This window comes from Mycobacterium sp. E2497, from assembly GCF_001668695.1.
In the GTDB taxonomy this organism is placed as follows: Bacteria; Actinomycetota; Actinomycetes; order Mycobacteriales; family Mycobacteriaceae; genus Mycobacterium.
This window is the reverse complement of the sequence record NZ_LZKD01000243.1, coordinates 16,730-36,688: the sequence shown is the minus strand read 5'-3', so window position 1 is coordinate 36,688 and position 19,959 is coordinate 16,730. Positions and strand designations below refer to the sequence as shown.

13 protein-coding genes are annotated in these 19,959 nt (G+C 70.1%); 6 read left to right on the top strand and 7 right to left on the bottom strand.

Features of this window, described 5'->3' with window-relative positions; translation table 11 throughout:
- Window positions 1-218: 218 nt before the first annotated feature.
- From A5713_RS23365 to A5713_RS23355, 3 genes are read right to left on the bottom strand one after another with little or no spacing between them, the layout of a single operon-like run.
- Window positions 219-1,229: a patatin-like phospholipase family protein gene (locus A5713_RS23365; protein WP_068098551.1), complete on the bottom strand. Its 1,011-nt coding sequence runs from the start codon at window positions 1,227-1,229 to the stop codon at window positions 219-221.
- A 1-nt stretch (window position 1,230) separates the two neighbouring features.
- Window positions 1,231-1,686 (bottom strand): cyanase, encoded by a 456-nt coding sequence (gene cynS, locus A5713_RS23360; protein WP_068098550.1) that lies wholly within the window; start codon window positions 1,684-1,686, stop codon window positions 1,231-1,233.
- Between the two features lie 48 nt (window positions 1,687-1,734).
- Window positions 1,735-2,250 (bottom strand): nitroreductase family protein, encoded by a 516-nt coding sequence (locus tag A5713_RS23355; RefSeq protein WP_067919531.1) that lies wholly within the window; start codon window positions 2,248-2,250, stop codon window positions 1,735-1,737.
- Between the two features lie 178 nt (window positions 2,251-2,428).
- Here A5713_RS23355 and A5713_RS23350 point away from each other — a divergent pair, with 178 nt between their 5' ends.
- Window positions 2,429-3,295: a cyclopropane mycolic acid synthase family methyltransferase gene (locus A5713_RS23350; RefSeq protein ID WP_067919533.1), complete on the top strand. Its 867-nt coding sequence runs from the start codon at window positions 2,429-2,431 to the stop codon at window positions 3,293-3,295.
- 9 nt (window positions 3,296-3,304) lie between these two features.
- On the opposite strand, the gene A5713_RS23345 is transcribed toward A5713_RS23350, so the two are convergent.
- Together A5713_RS23345 and A5713_RS23340 are read right to left on the bottom strand one after the other, a co-directional pair.
- Window positions 3,305-3,748, bottom strand: coding sequence for an SRPBCC family protein (locus A5713_RS23345; protein WP_067919535.1), 444 nt, complete (start codon window positions 3,746-3,748; stop codon window positions 3,305-3,307).
- On the bottom strand, window positions 3,748-4,581 hold the full coding sequence (locus tag A5713_RS23340) for a lysophospholipid acyltransferase family protein (RefSeq protein ID WP_067919536.1): 834 nt from the start codon (window positions 4,579-4,581) through the stop codon (window positions 3,748-3,750). The genes A5713_RS23345 and A5713_RS23340 overlap by 1 nt, the downstream gene beginning before the upstream one ends.
- Window positions 4,582-4,665: 84 nt before the next feature.
- On the opposite strand from A5713_RS23340, the gene recC reads away from it, so the two are divergent.
- From recC to A5713_RS23320, 4 genes are read left to right on the top strand one after another with little or no spacing between them, the layout of a single operon-like run.
- Window positions 4,666-7,956, top strand: coding sequence for an exodeoxyribonuclease V subunit gamma (gene recC, locus A5713_RS23335; protein ID WP_068098549.1), 3,291 nt, complete (start codon window positions 4,666-4,668; stop codon window positions 7,954-7,956).
- The gene (locus A5713_RS23330; RefSeq protein ID WP_068098548.1) at window positions 7,956-11,237 is read left to right on the top strand and encodes a UvrD-helicase domain-containing protein; all 3,282 of its coding nucleotides are present in this window, start codon (window positions 7,956-7,958) and stop codon (window positions 11,235-11,237) included. The genes recC and A5713_RS23330 overlap by 1 nt, the downstream gene beginning before the upstream one ends.
- Window positions 11,234-12,994, top strand: a complete 1,761-nt coding sequence (recD, locus tag A5713_RS23325) for an exodeoxyribonuclease V subunit alpha (protein ID WP_068098547.1) — start codon at window positions 11,234-11,236, stop codon at window positions 12,992-12,994. The genes A5713_RS23330 and recD overlap by 4 nt, the downstream gene beginning before the upstream one ends.
- A 38-nt stretch (window positions 12,995-13,032) precedes the next feature.
- Window positions 13,033-13,746: a TVP38/TMEM64 family protein gene (locus A5713_RS23320; protein ID WP_068098559.1), complete on the top strand. Its 714-nt coding sequence runs from the start codon at window positions 13,033-13,035 to the stop codon at window positions 13,744-13,746.
- On the opposite strand, the gene A5713_RS23315 is transcribed toward A5713_RS23320, so the two are convergent.
- Window positions 13,743-14,690, bottom strand: a complete 948-nt coding sequence (locus tag A5713_RS23315; protein WP_068098558.1) for a class I SAM-dependent methyltransferase — start codon at window positions 14,688-14,690, stop codon at window positions 13,743-13,745. The genes A5713_RS23320 and A5713_RS23315 overlap by 4 nt on opposite strands.
- Before the next feature lie 158 nt (window positions 14,691-14,848).
- Here A5713_RS23315 and A5713_RS23310 point away from each other — a divergent pair, with 158 nt between their 5' ends.
- On the top strand, window positions 14,849-17,227 hold the full coding sequence (locus A5713_RS23310; protein WP_068098546.1) for a lysylphosphatidylglycerol synthase transmembrane domain-containing protein: 2,379 nt from the start codon (window positions 14,849-14,851) through the stop codon (window positions 17,225-17,227).
- A 14-nt stretch (window positions 17,228-17,241) separates the two neighbouring features.
- On the opposite strand, the gene A5713_RS23305 is transcribed toward A5713_RS23310, so the two are convergent.
- Window positions 17,242-19,875, bottom strand: a complete 2,634-nt coding sequence (locus tag A5713_RS23305; RefSeq protein WP_068098545.1) for a GH92 family glycosyl hydrolase — start codon at window positions 19,873-19,875, stop codon at window positions 17,242-17,244.
- Between the last annotated feature and the right edge of the window lie 84 nt (window positions 19,876-19,959).

Genomic DNA, 19,959 nt, shown 5'->3' with positions numbered 1-19,959 from the left:
GCGCGCGCAGGCCGGCAAGGATGCCGAATTGCTGAGCCTGGCGTCGCGCTGCCATCCCGAGACGTTGCGCCAGATGCGCTGGGCCAACGCGATGCTCACGGAGTTGTCACCGCAGGTATTGATGAACTGAACGGCGAACGCGGTGGCCGCTGCCCGCCGCCACCGCGTTCTCTCGCCTCCTCGCGGCCAGTGTGGCACGTGCGGGACATGCCGTCACTTCACTGCCTGACGATGCGGCGGAACCGGTCCAGATACGCCGGCCAGTCCCACGTGGACAAGAAATCCTGCGTCGCCGCATACCCCCTGTCGCAGAGCTGTTCGAGGCGGCCCCGGGAAATGCCGAAGTCGAGCACGCTCACGTCGGTGGAGGCGACCCCGATGGTGCGGCACTTGACCCACGGCAGACTCAGCTGTGCCTGGTCGTGGCCGACCATCATGGTAGTGAAAAGGCTTTGCAGCAGGGCGGATTGTTTGAGGAAACGCAACGGGCGCAGGGCGGGGAACACCTGGTCTATGCCCTCGGCGAGCTTGGGCATCACCGTGACGCCGAACGTGGGCCAGCGCGGCGGTTTGCCGTCGGTGCGGTCCAGCGAGTCGATCGGGAAATTCGACAGGACGCCTCCGTCGACCAGGCAGGAGCTGAGCCCCATGGTGTTGGTCAGCGCGACCGGCGGGTAGAAGAACGGAATCGCCATCGAGGCACGGACCGCGTCGGCGACGGGCTGCTCGTCGGGATCGAGCCCGTAGAGGCGCCGATAGTCCCAGGGCAGTCGCACCAGCTGCGCCGCGGTGACGTCGGCGACGGTGACCGCGACCTGATAGCGCCCTTCCGGTGGGAGGTCGTCGTCGTCGATGGCCAGATCGCCGAACGTGACCACGCCCAGGTTTTTCAGCTCGCTACGGATCCAGTCGTGGGCGAAGTCGCCGCGGTACATGGCCGTGTCGCGCACCAGCCCCCATGCGGAGCCGACGACGGGCAGAGGCCCCGCGTCGCGCCATTTGCGCAACGGCACCGACAGCGCGAGCTCCCTGAGCTCACCACTGGTCAGTTGATCGCCCTTGGACGCGGCCGCCGAGATCACCGCGACCACCGAACCCGCCGAGACCCCCGACACCCGATAGGCCGAGTAGCCGGCATCCATGAGCCCGGCGACTGCGCCGACCAGGCCGATGAACTTCACGCCCCCGCCAGAGAGGACCAGGTCTACCGGCTTCTTCTCGGCCGCCATCTCAATCGTCCGCCGAAACCCATTGGTAGGGAAGGAATTTGCCGTCCAGGGTCACCACGACCCGATCGCCCGAGGGGTGCGGCTTCTTCTGTAGGTCGACACTGAAGTTGATCGCGCTCATGATGCCGTCGCCGAACTGTTCGTGGATCAGCTCCTTGATGGCGCCGCCGTAGACCTGCAGGGCCTCGTAGAAGCGATAGATGGTGGGATCGGTCGGCACGGCGGTGGGCAGCCCGCCGCGCATGGGCGGCGCCGCGAGCACGGGCACCACCGATTCGCTCAGACCCAGCCTCTCGACGAGGATCCGTGCCGACTCAGCGGGAATGGGATGCTGGCCGAGCAGCGCGGCGGTGGTCCACAGCACCGGCCTGTCGATGGCGTTGGCCAGCTCCTGCCACGTCAGGCCAAGCCGCAGTCGAGCCAGGACGATCTGCTCGGTGATCTCGTGTCTGTTCATGGCCCAAGCATGCCCGGCGGCCCTCACGCCGGCTTACGGCCGCCTGCCTCACCACCGGCCGTGGTGGACGACCTCGGCGAAGGGGCGCCGATTCGGCGTGCGGATCGGCGTGAGCGGACGGTCGGCGGGATAACCGACGCCCAGCAGGAACGCCACCAGCCGGTCCTCGGGGACGCCGAGGATGGCGCGCGCCTTCTGCTGGTCCCCCACCGATGAATGCCCGGTCCCGATTCCGAGGTCGGTGGCGGCGATCATCATCGCCATCGTGGCCTGCCCGACGTCGTAGTTGTCGGTGACCAGCCTGCGCTCGTCCGGCGGCACGGGCACGACGATCGCGATCGCCGCGGCCGCGGCGGCGATGTGCCCGGCGCCCTGCCAGACGGTCGACAGCTCCTGCAGCTGCGCCCGGTCGGTGACGATCACGAAATCCCACGGCTGCCGGTTCTTCGCCGAGGGCGCGCGCCACCCGGCCTCGGCGATGCGGTTCAGGTCGTCTTCGGAAACCGGGTCCGGCTTGTACTGCCGGACATTGCGCCTGGCCCGGATCGCGTCCCAAGCCTCCATGGATGACCTCCTCATTCTCCAGCCGACCCCAGGTAAACGGGGGTAACGTCGTCCGAATTCCCCGCATACGCGCGCAGACGTTTGATTCCGGCCATTACGGGAAGCCACGGTGAACCAGCTGTGCCGCCCACTCGTGATCCAGCTGAATGGCCCCGGATGAGGAAGGCGCGTAGCCGGCATGACAGAGAACCTGACGCCGCACTTCGAGGACGTCCAGGCCCACTACGACCTGTCCGACGACTTCTTCCGGCTGTTCCTCGACCCCACCATGACCTACAGCTGCGCGTACTTCGACCGCATGCGCGACATCCCGCTCGAAGAGGCGCAGCTCCGCAAGATGGACCTGGCGCTCGGAAAGCTGGGCCTGCGGCCCGGGATGACGCTGTTGGACGTCGGCTGCGGCTGGGGCGGAACCATGCGCCGCGCGCTCGAGAAGTACGACGTAGACGTCATCGGTTTGACACTGTCCAAGCACCAGTGCGCGCACGTGCAGAAGATGTTCGACGCGATGACCACCCCGCACAGCAGGCGGGTGCTGCTGCACGGCTGGGAAGAATTCGACGAGCCCGTGGACCGGATCGTCTCCATCGGCGCCTTCGAGCACTTCGGCTACGACCGCTACGACGACTTCTTCCAGAAGGCTTTCCGCATCCTGCCCGACGACGGGGTGATGCTGCTGCACACCATCACCATGCTGACCCCGGAACAGATCGTCGCACGCGGTCTGCCGATGACCGAGGAGCAGACCAGCTTCAACGACTTCATCGCCCGCGAAATCTTCCCGGGCGGCCAGTTGCCGCCGATCGAGATGGTGGAGTTCCACGCGTCGAAGATGGGTTTCAACCTGGCCCGCAGGCAGTCGCTACAGCTGCACTACGCCCGCACGCTCGACCTGTGGGCCGCCGCGCTCGAGGCGCACCACAGCGAGGCCGTCGCGATCCAGTCCGAAGAGGTCTACCAGCGATACATGAGGTATCTGACCGGTTGCGCCCAGGCGTTCCGGGACGGCTACATCGACATCAACCAGTTCACGCTGGCCAAATAGGCGCGGCTCTCACCGGCCGGTCGGCTCGACAAGGCGGCGAAGGTTCTTCAGGCTCTCGTCGAGCGAGCGGCCGACCCAGAAGGCCGCCACCCGGTCCGCGATCAGGCCCAGCAGGCCGCCCTCCGAGCTGTAGGCGAGCCGAAACGTCACGCGGGTCCGGCCGGGGCCGGCGTCGCGCAGGCGGAACCGGCCACGCTGCGTCACGCCGGTGATGTTGATCCACGCCAGGTCCCGCGCCGCATCGAACTCCACGACCTCGGCGACGCCACCCACCGGGATCGAGCCGATCTTCCACAGCACGGTGTAGCGGGCGCCCACCCGGGCCGGGCCCTCGGTCAGCGTCTCCCAGCGCTCCAGGTGCGGGAGGAACGACGGGTAGCGATCCGGGTCGCTGAGCACCTTCCACACGGTGTCGCGGTCCGCGTCGACGACGATCCGGCGTTCGACGCGCATCAGCCGATCACCGGGAATCGGCGCTGCGCGGCAAGCCGATCCACGCCGGCCTGCAGGCTGGCGATCACCTCGTCGTACACCGCCTGGTCGTCGTCGCCCACCGTGATCGGCTCCTGCACCTCGATGACGATCTTGGCGGGCAGCGGAATGTGCCCCAACAGGTCGCTGACGTCGAGCCCCCAGGGCAGGGCCAGCGAGATGGGCACGCTCTTGAGCCGGATCACCTTGTCGAGCAGCAACAGTTTGGCTAGCCACTGCGCGCGACCCAGGAACAACGCGGTCTCCTGGCCGCCGACGCTGGCCACCGGAACGATCGGTACGCCCGTCTCGCGCGCGAGCCGCACGAAGCCCTTGCGGCCACCGAAGTCGACGACGTGCCGCTGCCATGACGGGCGGAAGACCTCGTAGTCGCCGCCCGGGTACACCAGTACCGCGGCGCCGGATTCCAAAGCGAGGCGGGCGTTTTCGGGGCTGGCCGCGACCGTGCCGAACTTGCGCAGCCAGCGCAGCGGCGGATAGAGGGTGACCAGGTTGTGCGCGAGCTGATAGAACGGGCGCTCCACACCGAAGTACGAGCAGAACGCCAGGGTGAAGACGAACGTGTCGGGCGGGACGTTGCCGCCGCTGTGGTTGCCGACCAGCAGCACCGGCCCGTGCGGTGGGATGCGGTCGAGGCCGCGGACGTCGGCCCGGAAATAGAGCGAGGCCACCAGCCAGGTGGCGGGCAGCTGGTCCCGGATGAAGTCGGGGTCGCGCTGATCCAGGTCCGCCTTGGGCACCCGGTCGGCGATCTGCCTACTGGCCCACCCGATGGCATCCGCGACTGTCGCCATGGTGTCAGCCTGGCACAGCGGAGCCCGCCGGTGGAGGGACTTTCGTCGCCCGATGTCGGTGCGGGGGTCTATCGTTGCACCGCAATGGCGCTTCATCTCCACCGTGCCGAACGCACCGATGTCCTTGCCGACGCCCTCGGGGCCCTGCTGGCCAATCCGCAAGCCGATCCGTTCGCCGGGGAGCTGGTGCTGGTTCCCGCGCGCGGCGTGGAGCGCTGGCTCAGCCAACGGCTGTCGCACGTGCTCGGCCGGTCCCGGGGCGGCCCGGGCGGCGACGGGGTGTGCGCGGGGGTGGCGTTCCGCAGTCCCGGATCGCTGATCGCCGAGATCACCGGCGCCGCCGACGCCGATCCCTGGTCGCCGGACGCCATCACCTGGCCGCTGCTGGAGGTGATCGACTGCTCCCTGGACGAGCCGTGGTGCGCAACGCTGGCAACGCATTTGGGCCACTTCGACACCGGGCCCGAGGCGGAACTGCGCCGCGCCAGGCGGTATTCGGTGGCGCGCAGGCTGGCCGGGTTGTTCGCCTCGTACGCAAGCCAGCGTCCGCAATTGCTGGCCGCCTGGCTGAACGGCGACCCGGGCGACCTCGACACCGACCTGGCCTGGCAGCCGCAACTGTGGCGGGCGGTGGCGGCGATCATCCCGGCCGATCCGCCGCACGTCCGCCATCGGGACACGATCGCCCGGCTGCGGGAAGGCCCGACCGACCTGCCCGCGCGGTTGTCGCTGTTCGGCCACACCCGGTTGTCGCGGACCGATGTGGAACTCCTCGAGGCGGTGTCGGCCCACCACGACCTGCACCTGTGGCTGCCGCACCCCAGCGACCAGCTGTGGCAGGGGTTGAGCGGTGTCCATGGCGTGGTGCGGCGACGCGACGACGACAGCAGGCGCGCGGCGCAGCACCCGCTGCTTGAAACCCTCGGCCGCGACCTGCGCGAGCTGCAACGCGCGCTGCCGATCCGCCGAGCAACCGATGAGTTCATCTGCGGCGCAACGCGATCCGATACCCTGCTGGGCTGGCTGCAGTCCGACATCGCCGCCAATGCGGTCCGGCGGACGGGCCGCGCCCCGTCGCCTGACGACCGCTCGGTTCAGGTGCACAGCTGCCACGGCGCGGCTCGGCAGGTCGGCGTGCTGCGCGAGGTGCTGCTCGGGTTGCTCGAGGACGACCCGACGCTGGAGCCCCGCGACATCGTCGTGATGTGCCCCGATATCGAGACCTACGCCCCGTTGATCGTCGCCGGCTTCGGGCTGGGGGACCTGCCCGGAGAAGGCCACCCTGCGCACCGGCTGCGGATGCGCCTGGCCGACCGGTCCCCCACCCAGACCAATCCGCTCCTCGCGGTGGCCGGGCAACTGCTGGGCATCGCGGGGGGCCGCACCACCGCCACCGAGGTGCTCAACCTGGCGCAGGCCCCGCCGGTGCGCGCTCGCTTCGGTTTCACCGACGACAACCTCGACTCGATGACGGCGTGGGTGCGGGAATCGGGCATCCGGTGGGGCTTCGACAAGGAACAGCGGGCGCCCTACGGACTGGACCACATCCTGCACAACACCTGGCGTTTCGGGCTCGACCGCATCCTCACCGGCGTCGCGATGTCCGACGACTCGCAGGCCTGGCTGAGCACCGCGCTACCGCTCGACGACGTGGGCAGCAACAAGGTCGAATTGGCCGGAAGATTGGCCGAATACGTCGCCCGGCTGCAGGGTGTGGTCGATTCGCTGACCGGAACCCGGCCGCTGACCGAGTGGATCGACGCGCTCACCGGCGGGGTCGCCGCACTCACCCGGGTGGCTGCCGGCGACGCGTGGCAGCACGGGCAGCTGCGCCACGAGTTCGCAAAGGTCTTGGAACAGGCCGGCTCCCGCGAGTCGACCATGATGCGCCTGCCCGACGTGCGCGCGCTGCTGGCCGGTCGCCTGGCCGGGCGGCCGACCCGCGCGAACTTCCGCACCGGCACGTTGACCGTCTGCACCATGGTGCCCATGCGGTCCGTTCCCCATCGGGTGGTGTGCCTGGTCGGCCTCGACGACGGCGTCTTCCCCCGGTTCGACCGGCCCGACGGCGACGACGCGCTGGCCCGGACGCCGATGACCGGTGAACGCGACATCCGTTCGGAGGACCGGCAGTTGCTGCTGGACGCCGTGTGCGCGGCCACCGAAACGCTGGTGATCACGTACACCGGCAACGACGAGCACACCGGCCACCCGCGCCCGCCGGCCGTGCCGCTGTCCGAACTGCTCGACGCGCTGGACCAGACGACAACCCAACGCGTGCGCGACCGCGTGGTGGTGCAGCATCCGTTGCAGCCCTTCGATATTCGCAACGTGACCCCCGGCGAGCTGGTCCCGGACCAGCCGTTCACCTTCGACCCCACCGCACTGGTGGCCGCCGAGGCCGCCGCCGGCGACCGGCATGCCGGCCGCCCGTTCTTCGCCGAGCCGCTTCCCGCGCCCCCGCGCGACGACGTCGCCCTGGCCGATCTGCTCACCTTCTTCCGGGACCCGGTGAAGGGTTTCTTCCGTGCGCTGGACTACGCGCTGCCCTGGGAAGTCGAGGACCTCGACGACGAGATGCCGGTCCAGATCGACAATTTGGCCCAGTGGAGCGTCGGCGATCGCATGCTGCGCGACATGCTGCGCGGCATGCATCCGGACACCGCCGCCAACGCCGAGTGGCGGCGGGGGACCCTGCCGCCCGGCCGCCTCGGGATGCGCAAAGCCGTCGAGATCCGCGACCAGGCCGCCGACCTGGCGCGCACGGCGTTACGGCACCGTCAGGTTGACGCCGACGCGTACGACGTCGACGTGGACCTCGGCGGCGGCCGCCGGCTCACCGGCACCGTGACACCCATCTTCGGCGAGCGCACGGTGTCGGTCACGTACTCCAGGCTGGGTGGCAAACACCTGATGGAGTCGTGGATTCCACTGCTGGCCTTGAGCGCCGCCATGCCGGGCCGCGGCTGGTCGGCCCTGTGCATCGGCCGCGCCCGAACCGATCACCGCATCGAACAGCGGCTGCTGGGACCGCCGGCGGATCCCCGTGCGACGCTCCGCGACCTGGTGCACCTCTACGACGCGGGCCGCCGAGAGCCGCTGCCGCTGCCGGTGCGGACGTCGTTCGCCTGGGCCGACGCCCGCCACGGCGGCAGGGACCCGGCGCGGGCGGCCGGCTGGCGGTGGCAGTCACAGAACAACTTTCACGGCGAGAACGCCGAGCCCGCGCACGAAAAGGTCTGGGGCAAACGGGCGCCGCTCAGCGTCTTGCTCGGCGCGCCGCATCTCGGCGAGGAGGTCGACGGGGAGGATTCCCGTCTGGGCGCGTTGGCGGTGCGGTTGTGGTTGCCGCTGCTGCGCTCGGAGGTGCGTTGATGGAACGGTTCGACCTGCTCGGCCCCCTGCCCGGGCCCGGGTGCACGACCGTCCTCGAGGCCAGCGCCGGCACCGGAAAGACGTTCGCGCTGGCCGGGCTGGTCACCCGCTACCTTGCCGACGGCGTGGCCACCCTCGACGAGATGCTGCTGATCACGTTCAGTCGCGCCGCCAGCCGCGAACTGCGCGAGCGCGTCCGCGCACAAATCTCGCAAACCGTTGCCGCGCTGTGCAATCCGGCGTCCGATGCCCCCAACGAGTTGGTGGCCCACCTGATGCGGGGCACCGCCGCCGACCGCGACCAGCGCTGCGGCAGGCTCAGGGACGCGCTGGCGGGATTCGACGCCGCCACCATCGCCACCACCCACGAGTTCTGCAGCATGGTGCTGAAATCCCTTGGCGTCGCCGGCGACACCGACGCCGGCGTGACGCTGGTCGAGAGCCTCGAGGATCTCCTCACCCAGATCGTCGACGACCTCTACCTCGCGCGGTTCGCATCCGAGCGCGACGACGCGGCGCTCAGCCACGCCGACGCGCTGGCCCTGGCCCGCGCGGTGGTCCGCGACCCGTGCGCCGAGCTGCGGCCGCAACGGCCGGACGCGGGTTCGGTTGCGGAGGTGCGGCTTCGGTTCGCCAACGATGTGCTCGCCGAGCTGGAGCTGCGCAAGCACCGGCTCGGCATCCTGGGCTACGACGACCTGCTGCGCAGGCTCGCCACCGCGCTGCGCGCGCAGGATTCCGACGCCGCCAACCGGATGCGGGCCCGGTGGCCGATCGTCATGGTCGACGAGTTCCAGGACACCGACCCCATCCAATGGGAGGTCATCGGGCGCGCGTTCGGCGGCCACTCCACCGTGGTGCTGATCGGCGATCCCAAGCAGGCCATCTACGGCTTCCGCGGCGGCGACATCTACACCTACCTCGAGGCCGCCCGCACCGCCGGCGAGCGGTGCACGCTGGACGTCAACTGGCGCAGCGACACCGCGCTGGTCGAACGTCTGCAGACCGTGCTGCGCGGCGCGGCGCTGGGCGATCCGGGCATCGTCGTGGGCAAGGTCGAGACCCGCCTCGCCGGGCACCGGCTGGCCGGCGCGCCGCGCAATGCGCCGTTTCGACTGCGCCTGGTCAACCGCTCCCTGTTCGGTGTCGATCAGGCGAAAACCATTCCCATGTCCGAGCTTCGCCGCTACATCACCGCCGACCTGGCCGCCGACGTCGGCGCCCTGCGAGCGGGCGGCGCCACGTTCGACGGTGCCCCGGTCGAGCCCGGTCATGTGGCGGTGATAGTCGAGACCGGTGAGGATGCCCGGGCGTGCCAGAGCGCCCTGATCCAGGCCGGGATTCCCGCCGTCTACACCGGCGACGCCGATGTGTTCCTGTCCCTGGCCGCCGAGGACTGGCTGTGCCTGCTCAACGCGTTCGATCAGACCCACCGCAGCGGGATGGTGCGGGCCGCCGCGGCGACGGTGTTCTTCGGCAAGGCGGCCGGCGCGTTGGCCGCCGGGGGCGACATGCTCACCGACGAGGTGGCCGCCACGCTGCGGGACTGGTCGGCCCAGCTGCGCGAGCGCGGACCGGCGGCGGTGTTCGAGGCGGCGCAGTTGGCCGGGATGGGCCGGCGCGTGCTCGCGGAACAGGGCGGCGAGCGCACCATGACCGACCTCGCTCACATCGCCCAACTGCTGCACGACGTTTCGCACCGGGAGCGGTTGGCCCTGCCCGCGCTGCGCGATTGGCTGCGCCGGCAATGCGGCGAGCGAGACGGTGCACCCGAACGCAATCGTCGCCTCGACAGCGACTCCGCCGCGGTACAGGTCATGACGGTGTGGGGGGCCAAGGGCCTGCAGTTCCCGATCGTCTACCTGCCGTTCGCGTTCAACCGGCACGTCTTCATCGACGACATCCCGATGTTCCACGACGACGCCGGTGTCCGCTGCCTGCACATCGGCGGCCCCGAGAGCCCGGACCTCGCCGAGACCGAGCGGTTCAGCCGGGCCGAGGCGGCGCGCAACGACATCCGGCTGACCTATGTCGCGTTGACCCGGGCGCAGTCCCAGGTGGTGGTGTGGTGGGCGCCGTCCTGGGACGAACCCAACGGCGGTCTGTCACGGCTGATGCGAGGCCGGCGCCTCGGCGAGGCCGACGTACCGGACCGGTGCGATCCGAAGACGATCACCGACGAGGAAGCTCGGGCCCGCTTCGACGCGTGGGAGGCCGCGGGCGGCCCGGTGATCGAGGAGACCGCCGTCGCCGGGGTGCCCGCGCTTGCCGGGGCGGCGCCGCCGAACACCTTGGCAGTGCGGCACTTTCATCGCGTCATCGACACCGGCTGGCGGCGCACGTCGTACTCGGCGTTGATCCGCGACGTCGATGAGCCCGCGCTTGCCAGTGAACCGGAGGCCGGCGCCCGCGACGACGAGGTGGAGGTGACCCCGGCGGCGGTCCCGCCGGCCGCCGGCGCGGACGTGCCGTCCCCGATGGCCGATCTGCCGGCGGGTGCGACGTTCGGGTCGTTGGTGCACGCGGTGCTGGAGAGCGCCGACCCGCTCGCCGGCGACCTGACGGCCGAGCTGGAGGCGCGGATCCGAACGCATTCGGCATGGTGGCCCGTCGACGTCGATGCCGCCGTGTTGGCCTCGGCGCTGGTGCCGCTGCACGACACGGCGCTGGGGCCGTTGGCTCCCGGCGTCACCTTGCGGCAGGTCGCCCTCCCGGATCGGCTGCGCGAGTTGGCCTTCGAGATCCCGCTGGCCGGCGGGGACCTCCGCGGTGAGGTGCCCGACATCCGGCTCTCCGACGTCGGCGGACTGCTGGGCCGGCACCTCTCCCCCGACGATCCCCTGGCCGGTTACGCCGACCGGCTGAGGTCGGACGGGCTGGGCCGCCAGCCGCTGCGGGGTTACCTGTCCGGTTCGATCGACGCGGTGCTGCGCCTGCCCGGGCAGCGCTACCTCGTAGTGGATTACAAGACCAACCTGCTGGGTGGCACCGCGGCCGACTACAGTTTCCCCGCGCTGACCGAGGCGATGTTGCACTCGGACTATCCGCTACAGGCGCTGCTGTATCTGGTTGTGCTCCATCGTTTCCTGCGATGGCGCCAGCCCGGTTACGATCCAGGGCGGCACCTGGGCGGGGTGCTGTACCTGTTCGTGCGCGGCATGTGCGGCGCCGCCACACCAGCGCCGGACGGCCGGCCCTGCGGCGTGTTCGGCTGGTCGCCTCCGGCCGAGCTGGCGGTCGCGCTGTCCGATCTGCTCGACGAGGGGCCACGCGCCGCATGAGCACCGTCGAGGAAATCCCCCAGGATCGATATGACCACCGATTCGCGCTCGCCGCCGCCGGCCTGCTCGGCGAATTCAACCGGGCCGGCGTGCTGGACGCCGCGGATGTGCATGCGGCGCAACGGATCACCACGCTCGCCGACGAGCCGGACGAATCGGTGGCGTTGGCGCTCGCGCTGGTGGTTCGTGCGCTGCGGGGCGGGGCGGTGTGCGTCGACCTGGCGAGCGTCGCCGCCGACGCCGACGCGCCGGAATTGCCGTGGCCGGAGCCGGGGGCGTGGCTGGCGTCGGTGCGTTCGAGCCGCCTGATCGCCGACCCCCCGGTGCTTAGGCTCTACCAGGATCGCCTGCTCTACCTCGACCGGTATTGGCGCGAAGAGACGCAGGTCTGCATCGACCTGCTGGCGCTGTCGGCGCCCATGGCTTCCGTCGAAGCGCGCGCCCTCGACCGCCTCTTCCCGGCCGGCTACGAGGAACAGCGCGCGGCGGCCCAGATCGTGCTGTCCCAAGCGGTTACGGTGCTCACCGGTGGTCCGGGGACCGGGAAGACGACGACCGTCGCCCGCCTTCTCGCGCTGTTGACCGAACACGCGGACCGGTCGGGCAGGGCGGGGCTGCGGATCGCGATGGCCGCGCCCACCGGCAAGGCGGCCGCGCGGCTGACCGAAGCGGTCGCGGCAGAGGTGGCCAGGCTCGAGCCCGCCGACCGCGAGCGCCTGGCCGGGCTGGAGGCGGTGACATTGCACCGCCTGCTCGGTAGCCGGCCCGACACGTCGGTACGGTTTCGTCACCACCGGGCCAACCGGTTGCCCCACGACGTGATCGTCGTCGACGAGACGTCGATGGTGTCGCTGACGATGATGGCGAGGCTGCTCGAGGCGGTGCGCGCCGACGCGCGGCTGATCCTGGTCGGCGACCCCGACCAACTGGCCTCGGTGGAGGCCGGAGCGGTGCTGGCGGACCTCGTCGACGGCCTGTCCGCCCGCGCCGACAGCCGCGTCGCCGCCCTGCTTTCGTCGCACCGGTTCGGTGAGTCGATCGGTGCGCTGGCCGACGCGATCCGCGACGGTGACGCCGACCGGGCGATCGCGGTATTGCGGGCCGGCAGCGATCACATCGACTGGGTGGAAGACGAGGATCCGACGGATCGTCTGCGGGCGATCCTGGTGCCGCACGCGCTCCGCGTCCGGCAGGCCGCCGTGTTGGGTGCCGACGCGGCGGCGTTGCAGGCGCTCGACGGGCACCGGCTGCTGTGCGCGCACCGGCACGGACGGTCCGGGGTGGAGCACTGGAACCGCCAGGTCCATCGATGGCTCACCGAGGACAGCGGCCTGCCGGTGTGGTCCCAGTGGTACGCGGGCCGGCCGCTGCTGGTGACCGCCAACGACTACGGGCTGCGGGTGTACAACGGCGACACCGGCGTGGTCGTCGCCCGCCAGGCGGGCCTGCGGGCGGTGATCTCCGGTGCCGCGGGGCGGCTGGAGTTCGCGACCAGCCGGCTTTCCGACGTCGAGACGATGTATGCGATGACCATCCACAAGAGCCAAGGCAGCCAAGCCGATGAGGTCACCGTGCTGCTCCCGCCGGAAGACTCTCACCTGCTGACGCGTGAGCTGTTCTACACCGCGGTGACGCGCGCCAAAACCAAGGTGCGCGTGGCCGGTTCGGAGAGCGCGGTACGCGCGGCCATCGGTCGGCGCGCGGTGCGCGCGAGCGGCCTGCGAGAGCGCCTCAAATCCGGTGTGGGCCTCGGCTGACGCCGCGGCCATTCCGGTGCGGAAGAATCGTGGTCGAGATGACTGACGTCGACGAAGCACCACCGGCATCCCGCCGGCCGCACATCCTGCGGCTCGCGGTGTTCGCCGCTTTCCTGCTCGCCATGTTCTTCCTGGTGGCCGTGGCGCACATCGTCAACGTCGAGGACGTGCGGCGCACCGTCTCGGCGACCGGTTCCGCGGCGCCCGTGACCTACGTCGTGTTGTCGGCCGCGCTGGGCGCGGTGTTCGTGCCGGGCTCGATACTGGCCGCGGGCAGCGGGTTGTTGTTCGGCCCGGTGCTGGGCATCGTCGTGACGCTGGGCGCGACGGTCGGCACGGCGATCGTGGCCAGCCTCGTGGGCCGTCGGGCCGGGCGGAACAGCGCGCGGGCGCTGTTGGGACCGGCGCGCGCGGACCGCATCGACGCGTTGATCGAACGCCGCGGACTCTGGGCCGTTGTCGGCCAGCGGTTCGTCCCCGGCCTATCGGACGCGCTGGCCTCCTACGCGTTCGGTGCGTTCGGAGTCCCGTTGTGGCAGATGGCCGTTGGCTCCTTCATCGGTTCGGTGCCGCGAGCGTTCGCCTACACCGCGCTGGGGGCGTCGATCGCGAATCGGTCATCCTGGCTGGCCTATTCGGCGATCGCGGTGTGGTGCATGACCGCCGTCGTCGGCGCCGTCGCCGCGCGGCAGGGCTACCGGAAGTGGCGCGGGCACGGCCGTCGCGCGGCTTCGGACGCGGAGGACGGCTAGTTCGCCGGTCGCTGCGCGGCCACGAACAGGTTTCCCGGCACCAAGTCCTCGACCTCTTTGGGCGCCGCGCGGTCGTAGCCGGCCATCAGTTCGGGGGACGGGGTCACGGTCACATCCCAGCCGTGGCGACGAAACCAGTCGCCGACGTCCTCGCGCTCCTCGAAGTACCACAGCTCGTCGGTCCTGGGCACCTCCCGGTCGGGGGCCACGCGCGCCATCAGCGCGCGGACCCGGTCCATGCGCTCACGGCGCTTCGCCCGCAGCTCCGGGTCGAGGAACCGCGGCCCCAGCGCCTCCACGGCGACCCGGCTGGCGGGCGCGGTGAGCTGGTGCACGCGGTCGAAGAGCAACTCCTGGGCGGCGGCCGGCAGATACGGCATCAGCCCCTCCGCCGACCACACGCTGGGCTCCGATGGGTCAAAACCCGCCTGCCGCAACGCCGCCGGCCAATCGTGGCGCAGGTCCACGGGGACGGCGACGCGGTGGCATGCCGGCTGAGCCCCGTGTTCGGTCAGCGTCGACAACTTGAAGTCCAGCACCCGCGGCTGGTCCAGTTCGTAGACGCATCCGCCGTCCGGCCAGGGCAACCGCCACGCCCGCGCGTCCAGGCCCGCCGCCAAGATCACCGCCTGGCGGATCCCCGCGTCCGTCGCGGCGCGGAAGAAATCGTCGAAAAAGGCTGTCCGCGAGGCCATGTAGCCGACCATCGCCCGCATCTGCAGCGGCAACTCGGGTTCGGCCTCGACGAGTTCGGGCGGCAGCTGCGGCGCCGAGTGCCAGTTCCACACGCCGTCGCCGGCGGCATCGAGGAAGACCTGCGCGAACGGATCGCGGATCAAGGGATTCTCGCTGCGCGTCTCCGCCGCGCGCGCCGACGCCACACCCAGTGCGGTCGCCCCGACGCTCTCGGTGATCTCCCAGCTGTCGTTGTCGGTTCTGCCCACGCTCACGCCCTCCGATTCGCTAGCTCGCCTACCTAACCGACCCTACGCGCGGCGGGCGGGTGCGAGCTGTCGCGCACGGGACATCGGCGTTAAGTTGTCGGCGAGCCGGCGAGCGGGTCGAGCAGCGGCGCCGAACGGATCCGAAGGATCATTACCACATGCGAGTCGACGGGCGCGAGGTGAGCGTTTCCGGCAGCTTGCTGCAGCCACTGACCCGGCGCACCAACGACATCCTGCGGCTGGCCGCGAGCGCGACCTTCCTCGCGGTGGTGATCACGAGTTCGCTGATCACCCGGCCGCAGTGGGAGGCGCTGGAGAAGTCGATCTCGCAGATCGTCGGGGTGCTCTCCCCGCGCCAGGCCGATCTGGTGTACCTCGCCTACGGTGTGGCGATCCTGGCGCTGCCGTTCATGATCCTGATCGGCCTGATCGTCGGCCGGCAATGGAAACTGCTGGGCGCCTACGCGGCCGCCGCCCTACTGGCGGCGCTGCCGCTGTCGGTGGGCGGCAACGGGTTTTCGGCTCCGCGCTGGCACTTCGACCTCTCCGAACGCCTGCCGACGGTGTTGGGCCAGTTCCTCGACGACCCGCGCTGGATCGGCATGCTGGCGGCGGTGCTGACCGTTTCGGGGCCGTGGCTCCCCGCGCGCTGGCGGCATTGGTGGTGGGCGCTGCTGCTGGCCTTCGTGCCGATCCACCTCGTGGTCAGCGCCATCGTGCCCGCCCGTGCGCTGTTGGGCCTGGCGGTCGGCTGGCTGGTCGGCTCGCTGGTGGTTCTCGTGGTCGGCACCCCGGCGCTGGAGGTGCCGCTGGAGGCGGCCGTGCGCGCGATGGCCAGGCGCGGGTTCGTCGTCTCGCGGCTCACCGTGGTCCGGCCGGCGGGTCGGGGCCCGCTGGTCCTGTCGGCGGCGTGCGAACAGCCCGACCGCACGGCGGTCGTCGAGTTGTACGGCCCGCACCAACGCAGCGGCGGCACGCTGCGCCAGCTCTGGATCAAGCTGCGGCTGCGCGATACCGAGACCGGGCCCCTGGTGACCTCGATGCGCCGCGCCGTCGAGCACCGCGCGCTGATGACGATCGCCATCGGCGATGTCAATCTGGCCAACACCTCGACGATCGCCGTCGCCACCCTCGACCGGGGCTGGATTCTCTATTCGCACAAGCCTCCCCACGGCCTGCCGCTGGCCCGGTGCGCGCACTCGACGCCGGTGGACCGGGTGTGGCAGTCGCTGCGGATCCTCAACGACCAGCAGATCGCGCACGGCGACCTGCGCGGCAACGAGATCACCGTCGACGACGACGCCGTGCTGTTCGGCGGATTCCACAGCGCCGAGTACGGCGCCACCGACGCCCAACTGCAATCCGACATCGCCCAGCTGCTGGTGACCACGTCGGCCCTGTACAACCCCAAGTCGGCCGTGGCGGCCGCGATCGACGCCTTCGACAGGGAAACCGTGCTGACCGCGTCGCGCCGCCTGACGAAAGTGGCTGTGCCCCGGACCATTCGGAGGTCGATCCAGGATGCGGGCACCGTCATCTCCGCCGCCCGCGCGGAGGTGAAGCGGCAGACCGGCGCCGACCAGATCAAGCCCGAGACCATCACCCGGTTCACCCGCAGTCAGCTCATTCAGCTGGTGCTGTTCGGCGCGCTCGTCTACGTCGCGTATCCCTTCATCAGCACCGCGCCCACCTTCGTCTCGCAGCTGCGGACCGCGCACTGGTGGTGGGCACTGCTGGGTCTGGCGGTGTCGGCGCTGACCTACGTCGGGGCGGCCGCCGCGCTGTGGGCGTCCGCGGACGAGAAGGTGAGCTTCTGGAGGCTGTCGGTCGCGCAGGTGGCCAACACGTTTGCCGCCACGACGACGCCCGCCGGGGTGGGCGGGCTGGCGCTCAGCACGCGGTACCTGCAAAAGGGTGGTGGGCTGTCCGCCATGCGGGCCACCACGGCGGTGGCCCTGCAGCAATCCGTGCAGGTGATCATGCACCTGCTGTTGCTGATCCTGTTCAGCACGGTTGCGGGCGCGTCGATGAACCTCTCGCACTTCGTCCCCACCGCCACGGTCCTGTACCTGATCGCGGGTGTGGCACTGGGGATCATCGGCACCTTTTTGTTCGTGCCCAAGCTGCGCCGCTGGCTGGCGACGGACGTGCGCCCCAAACTCAAGGAGTTGGCAACCGACCTCGTCGAGGTGGCCCGAGAGCCACAGCGGTTGGGGCTGATCGTACTCGGTTGCGCCGGAACGACTCTCGGTGCGGCGCTGGCGCTGTGGACCAGCGTCGAGGCGTTCGGCGGCGGCGCTTCGTTCGTCACCTGCACCGTGGTCACCATGGTCGGCGGAACGCTGGCCTCCGCCGCGCCGACACCCGGGGGCGTCGGGGCGGTCGAGGCGGCGCTGATCGGTGGGCTGGCCGCCTTCGGCGTGCCGCCCGCGGTCGGCCTACCGTCGGTCCTGTTGTACCGGGTGCTCACCTGCTGGCTGCCGGTGTTCGCCGGCTGGCCGGTGATGCGGTGGTTGACCCGGAACGAGATGATCTGAGGTCCGGTACGGGATCACTCGAACGGCGACTGCACCACCACGAGAATGGTTGACGTGCGGGAGCTTTGGCCGACGGTCGAGGTCAGGTACGCCAGGTAGTACTCGTCGGAAACCGATCGTGCCACCGTGATGGGTACGTCGATGCTCGCCGACCCGTCCGGGGAGAACTGGCCGGTCGAGGGCGTCACGGTGATGCCGCCGGCCGAGGTGGTGCCCGTGACGGTGTAGCCGCCGGCATCGCCGGTCATCCGCTGTGCGTCGAGCCTGACCGTGCCCGTGCTGCCCGGGGCGATGGTGACGATCGGGCTCGGGACGTTGACGGTCACGGCCGAACTGGCGGCACCGAACGACGGCGGGGCGGAGGATTCGCCTGTGCCCCAACTCTTGTCCGGGTAGGTGGCGAGCGTGAAGCTCAGTTCCCCGCCGGTGCGGATGAACGACTCGGGCAGCCACGTGTGGTCGGTGGCCTGCCCGTCGACGCGCAGGCCGCTGACGTATCTGAGGTGGCGCGGTCCGGACGCGCCGGGCGCCGAGATCCGAATGGTTTTGCCGCCGGGAAGCTCGATCACGACGCGATCGAAGAGCGGTGCGGCCACGGTGAGGATCGGCGTTCCCGGCGTGCTCGGATACAGTCCCAGGGCCGCCCAGACGTACCAGCTGGCCATCGCGCCCAGATCGTCGTTGCCCGGTTCCCCGTCGGCCGTCGGGCCGAACAGCCCGCGCACCCGGTCGACCGTGCGCTGCGTCTTCCACGGCTGACCGATGTAGTTGTACAGCCACGGCACCCCGAAACCGGGTTCGTTACCGGCCCACAGGTAGGGCTCGTTGGGGCCGACGTTCAGCTTCCTGGTGAAGCCGTCGAGCCGCCCGGCCACCGCCTGGCGCCCGCCGAGCGCGGTCACCAGGCCGGCCACGTTGTGCGGCACCCACCAGACGTACTGCGCGGCGTTGCCCTCGTCGAATCCCACCTGGCCGAAATCGGAGGGCGACACCACGAACGCGGGCCCGGCGCGGAAAAAGCTGGTCCAGCTGCGCGGCGAGACGTACCGGGTGGTCGGGTTGAACAGGTTCTGCCAGTACTGCGACCGCCGCTGGAATTCGGCGGCGGTGGCGGTGTCGCCGAGCGAATCGGCGAACCGCGAGATGGCGAAGTCGTCGACCGACCACTCGAGCGTGATCGACGCGGCGGCGATCCAGCCGTCGGTGCGGAACTCGAAGGAGAACGGCGCATAGCCGAATTGCTGGTACGTCTCGATGCCCGGTCGCTCGACGTAACCGCCCAGCCCCACACCGCCTTTCGTCGCCGCGTTCACCATGTAGCGCAAGGCCGCGCGGGTGTCGAAGCCCCCGGCCCCGAAGGCATGCAGGTTCACGATGAGCGGCACCACGTTGTCGCCGCTCATCTCCGCGGTCGCGGCGTTGGCCAGCGCCCAGCGCGGCAGCGCTCCGCTCTGCTCGGCGTCGTTCACCAGCGATTGGGCCATATCGCCGGCCCGGTCCGGGAAAAGGAGCGCCTGCAACGGCGCCAGACATCGGTAGGTGTCCCAGTCGGAGAAATTGGCGTACTGGGTGTGCCCCGCCGCCACGGCGTGCACCGCGCCGTCGAACCCGATGTAGCGTCCGTCCGCGTCGTTGAAGGTGTTGGGGTGCAACAACGATCGATACAGGGAGGTGTAGAACGTTTCCACGTCACCGGCGTTGCGGCCGGCGACCGAGATGCGCGACAACGTGGCGTTCCACGTCCTCGACGCGGCGTGGCGCACGTCGTTGAAGCCGGCGGCACCCTCGGCCGCCAGGTTGGCCCGCGCCCCGTCGATACCGACGTAGGAGATCGCGGTCCGCACCTCGAGCACCGCCCCGGCCGGGAACTCCACGTATCCGCCGCTGTACGGCGAATTCGCGCTGCGGGCATTCGGATACACCGCATTGCCGTCCCATGCCCCGTAAGAAATGAACGGCTGGCTGAATTTCATGGCGAAATAGACGGTGTAGGTGTTGTTCTTGCCGCAGAACCCGCCGCTGGTCGCCCAGCCGGTGATGGTGGTGTTGTCCTCGCCGATCTGGATGGTCGCGCGGGAGTTGCCCGCCAGCGACGCTCCGGAACGCACGTGCAACAGCGCGGGGCGGCCGTTGCGGGGATAACTGAACCGGCCGACGCCCGTGCGCGTGGTCGCGGTCAGTTCCGCCTTCACCCCGGTGCCCGGGAATCGCACCGTGTAGTAGCCCGGCACGCCCCGTTCGGTGTCGTCGTGGGCGATCCGTTCCCAGGCCTTCCAGGGCTGCGAGCCAATTTCGTTGGTGGTCGGCAACATTGAGATGTCGCCGAACGCGGCGCAGCCCACGGAGGCGTGGGTCATGCTGAACCCGGTCGAGCGCGGGTTGTCGTAGTTGTAGCCGGCGTAATTGCCGACGGTGTCCGGTGAGTACTGCACCATTCCGAACGGCATGGTGGCGCCGGGGAAGTTGTTGATCTCCCCCACCGTATGGCCACCGGTTCCGGTGCCGATCAGCGTGGCGACGTGGTCGACGGGGTCGGTCACGAATCCGGGCTCGCCGTCGTAGGCAACGGGCGGCGGCGCCGCAGCGATGAACGCGATGAAGACGACCGACGCCGCCAGGAGCGCGACGAGGGCCCTGCGTGACCGCATACCTGTCTCTTACTGGACAACGGTGTGTTGGGTGGCTGTTTCTTCAAACGAATTGGATAACGATTTGCGGATCCGGCCGGGCAG

Coding starts and splice junctions, on each gene's coding strand:
- A5713_RS23365 (WP_068098551.1), bottom strand. CDS start 1,229: ATGGCGGCCGAGAAGAAGCCGGTAGACCTGGTCCTCTCTGGCGGGGGC.
- cynS (WP_068098550.1), bottom strand. CDS start 1,686: ATGAACAGACACGAGATCACCGAGCAGATCGTCCTGGCTCGACTGCGG.
- A5713_RS23355 (WP_067919531.1), bottom strand. CDS start 2,250: ATGGAGGCTTGGGACGCGATCCGGGCCAGGCGCAATGTCCGGCAGTAC.
- A5713_RS23350 (WP_067919533.1), top strand. CDS start 2,429: ATGACAGAGAACCTGACGCCGCACTTCGAGGACGTCCAGGCCCACTAC.
- A5713_RS23345 (WP_067919535.1), bottom strand. CDS start 3,748: ATGCGCGTCGAACGCCGGATCGTCGTCGACGCGGACCGCGACACCGTG.
- A5713_RS23340 (WP_067919536.1), bottom strand. CDS start 4,581: ATGGCGACAGTCGCGGATGCCATCGGGTGGGCCAGTAGGCAGATCGCC.
- recC (WP_068098549.1), top strand. CDS start 4,666: ATGGCGCTTCATCTCCACCGTGCCGAACGCACCGATGTCCTTGCCGAC.
- A5713_RS23330 (WP_068098548.1), top strand. CDS start 7,956: ATGGAACGGTTCGACCTGCTCGGCCCCCTGCCCGGGCCCGGGTGCACG.
- recD (WP_068098547.1), top strand. CDS start 11,234: ATGAGCACCGTCGAGGAAATCCCCCAGGATCGATATGACCACCGATTC.
- A5713_RS23320 (WP_068098559.1), top strand. CDS start 13,033: ATGACTGACGTCGACGAAGCACCACCGGCATCCCGCCGGCCGCACATC.
- A5713_RS23310 (WP_068098546.1), top strand. CDS start 14,849: ATGCGAGTCGACGGGCGCGAGGTGAGCGTTTCCGGCAGCTTGCTGCAG.
- A5713_RS23305 (WP_068098545.1), bottom strand. CDS start 19,875: ATGCGGTCACGCAGGGCCCTCGTCGCGCTCCTGGCGGCGTCGGTCGTC.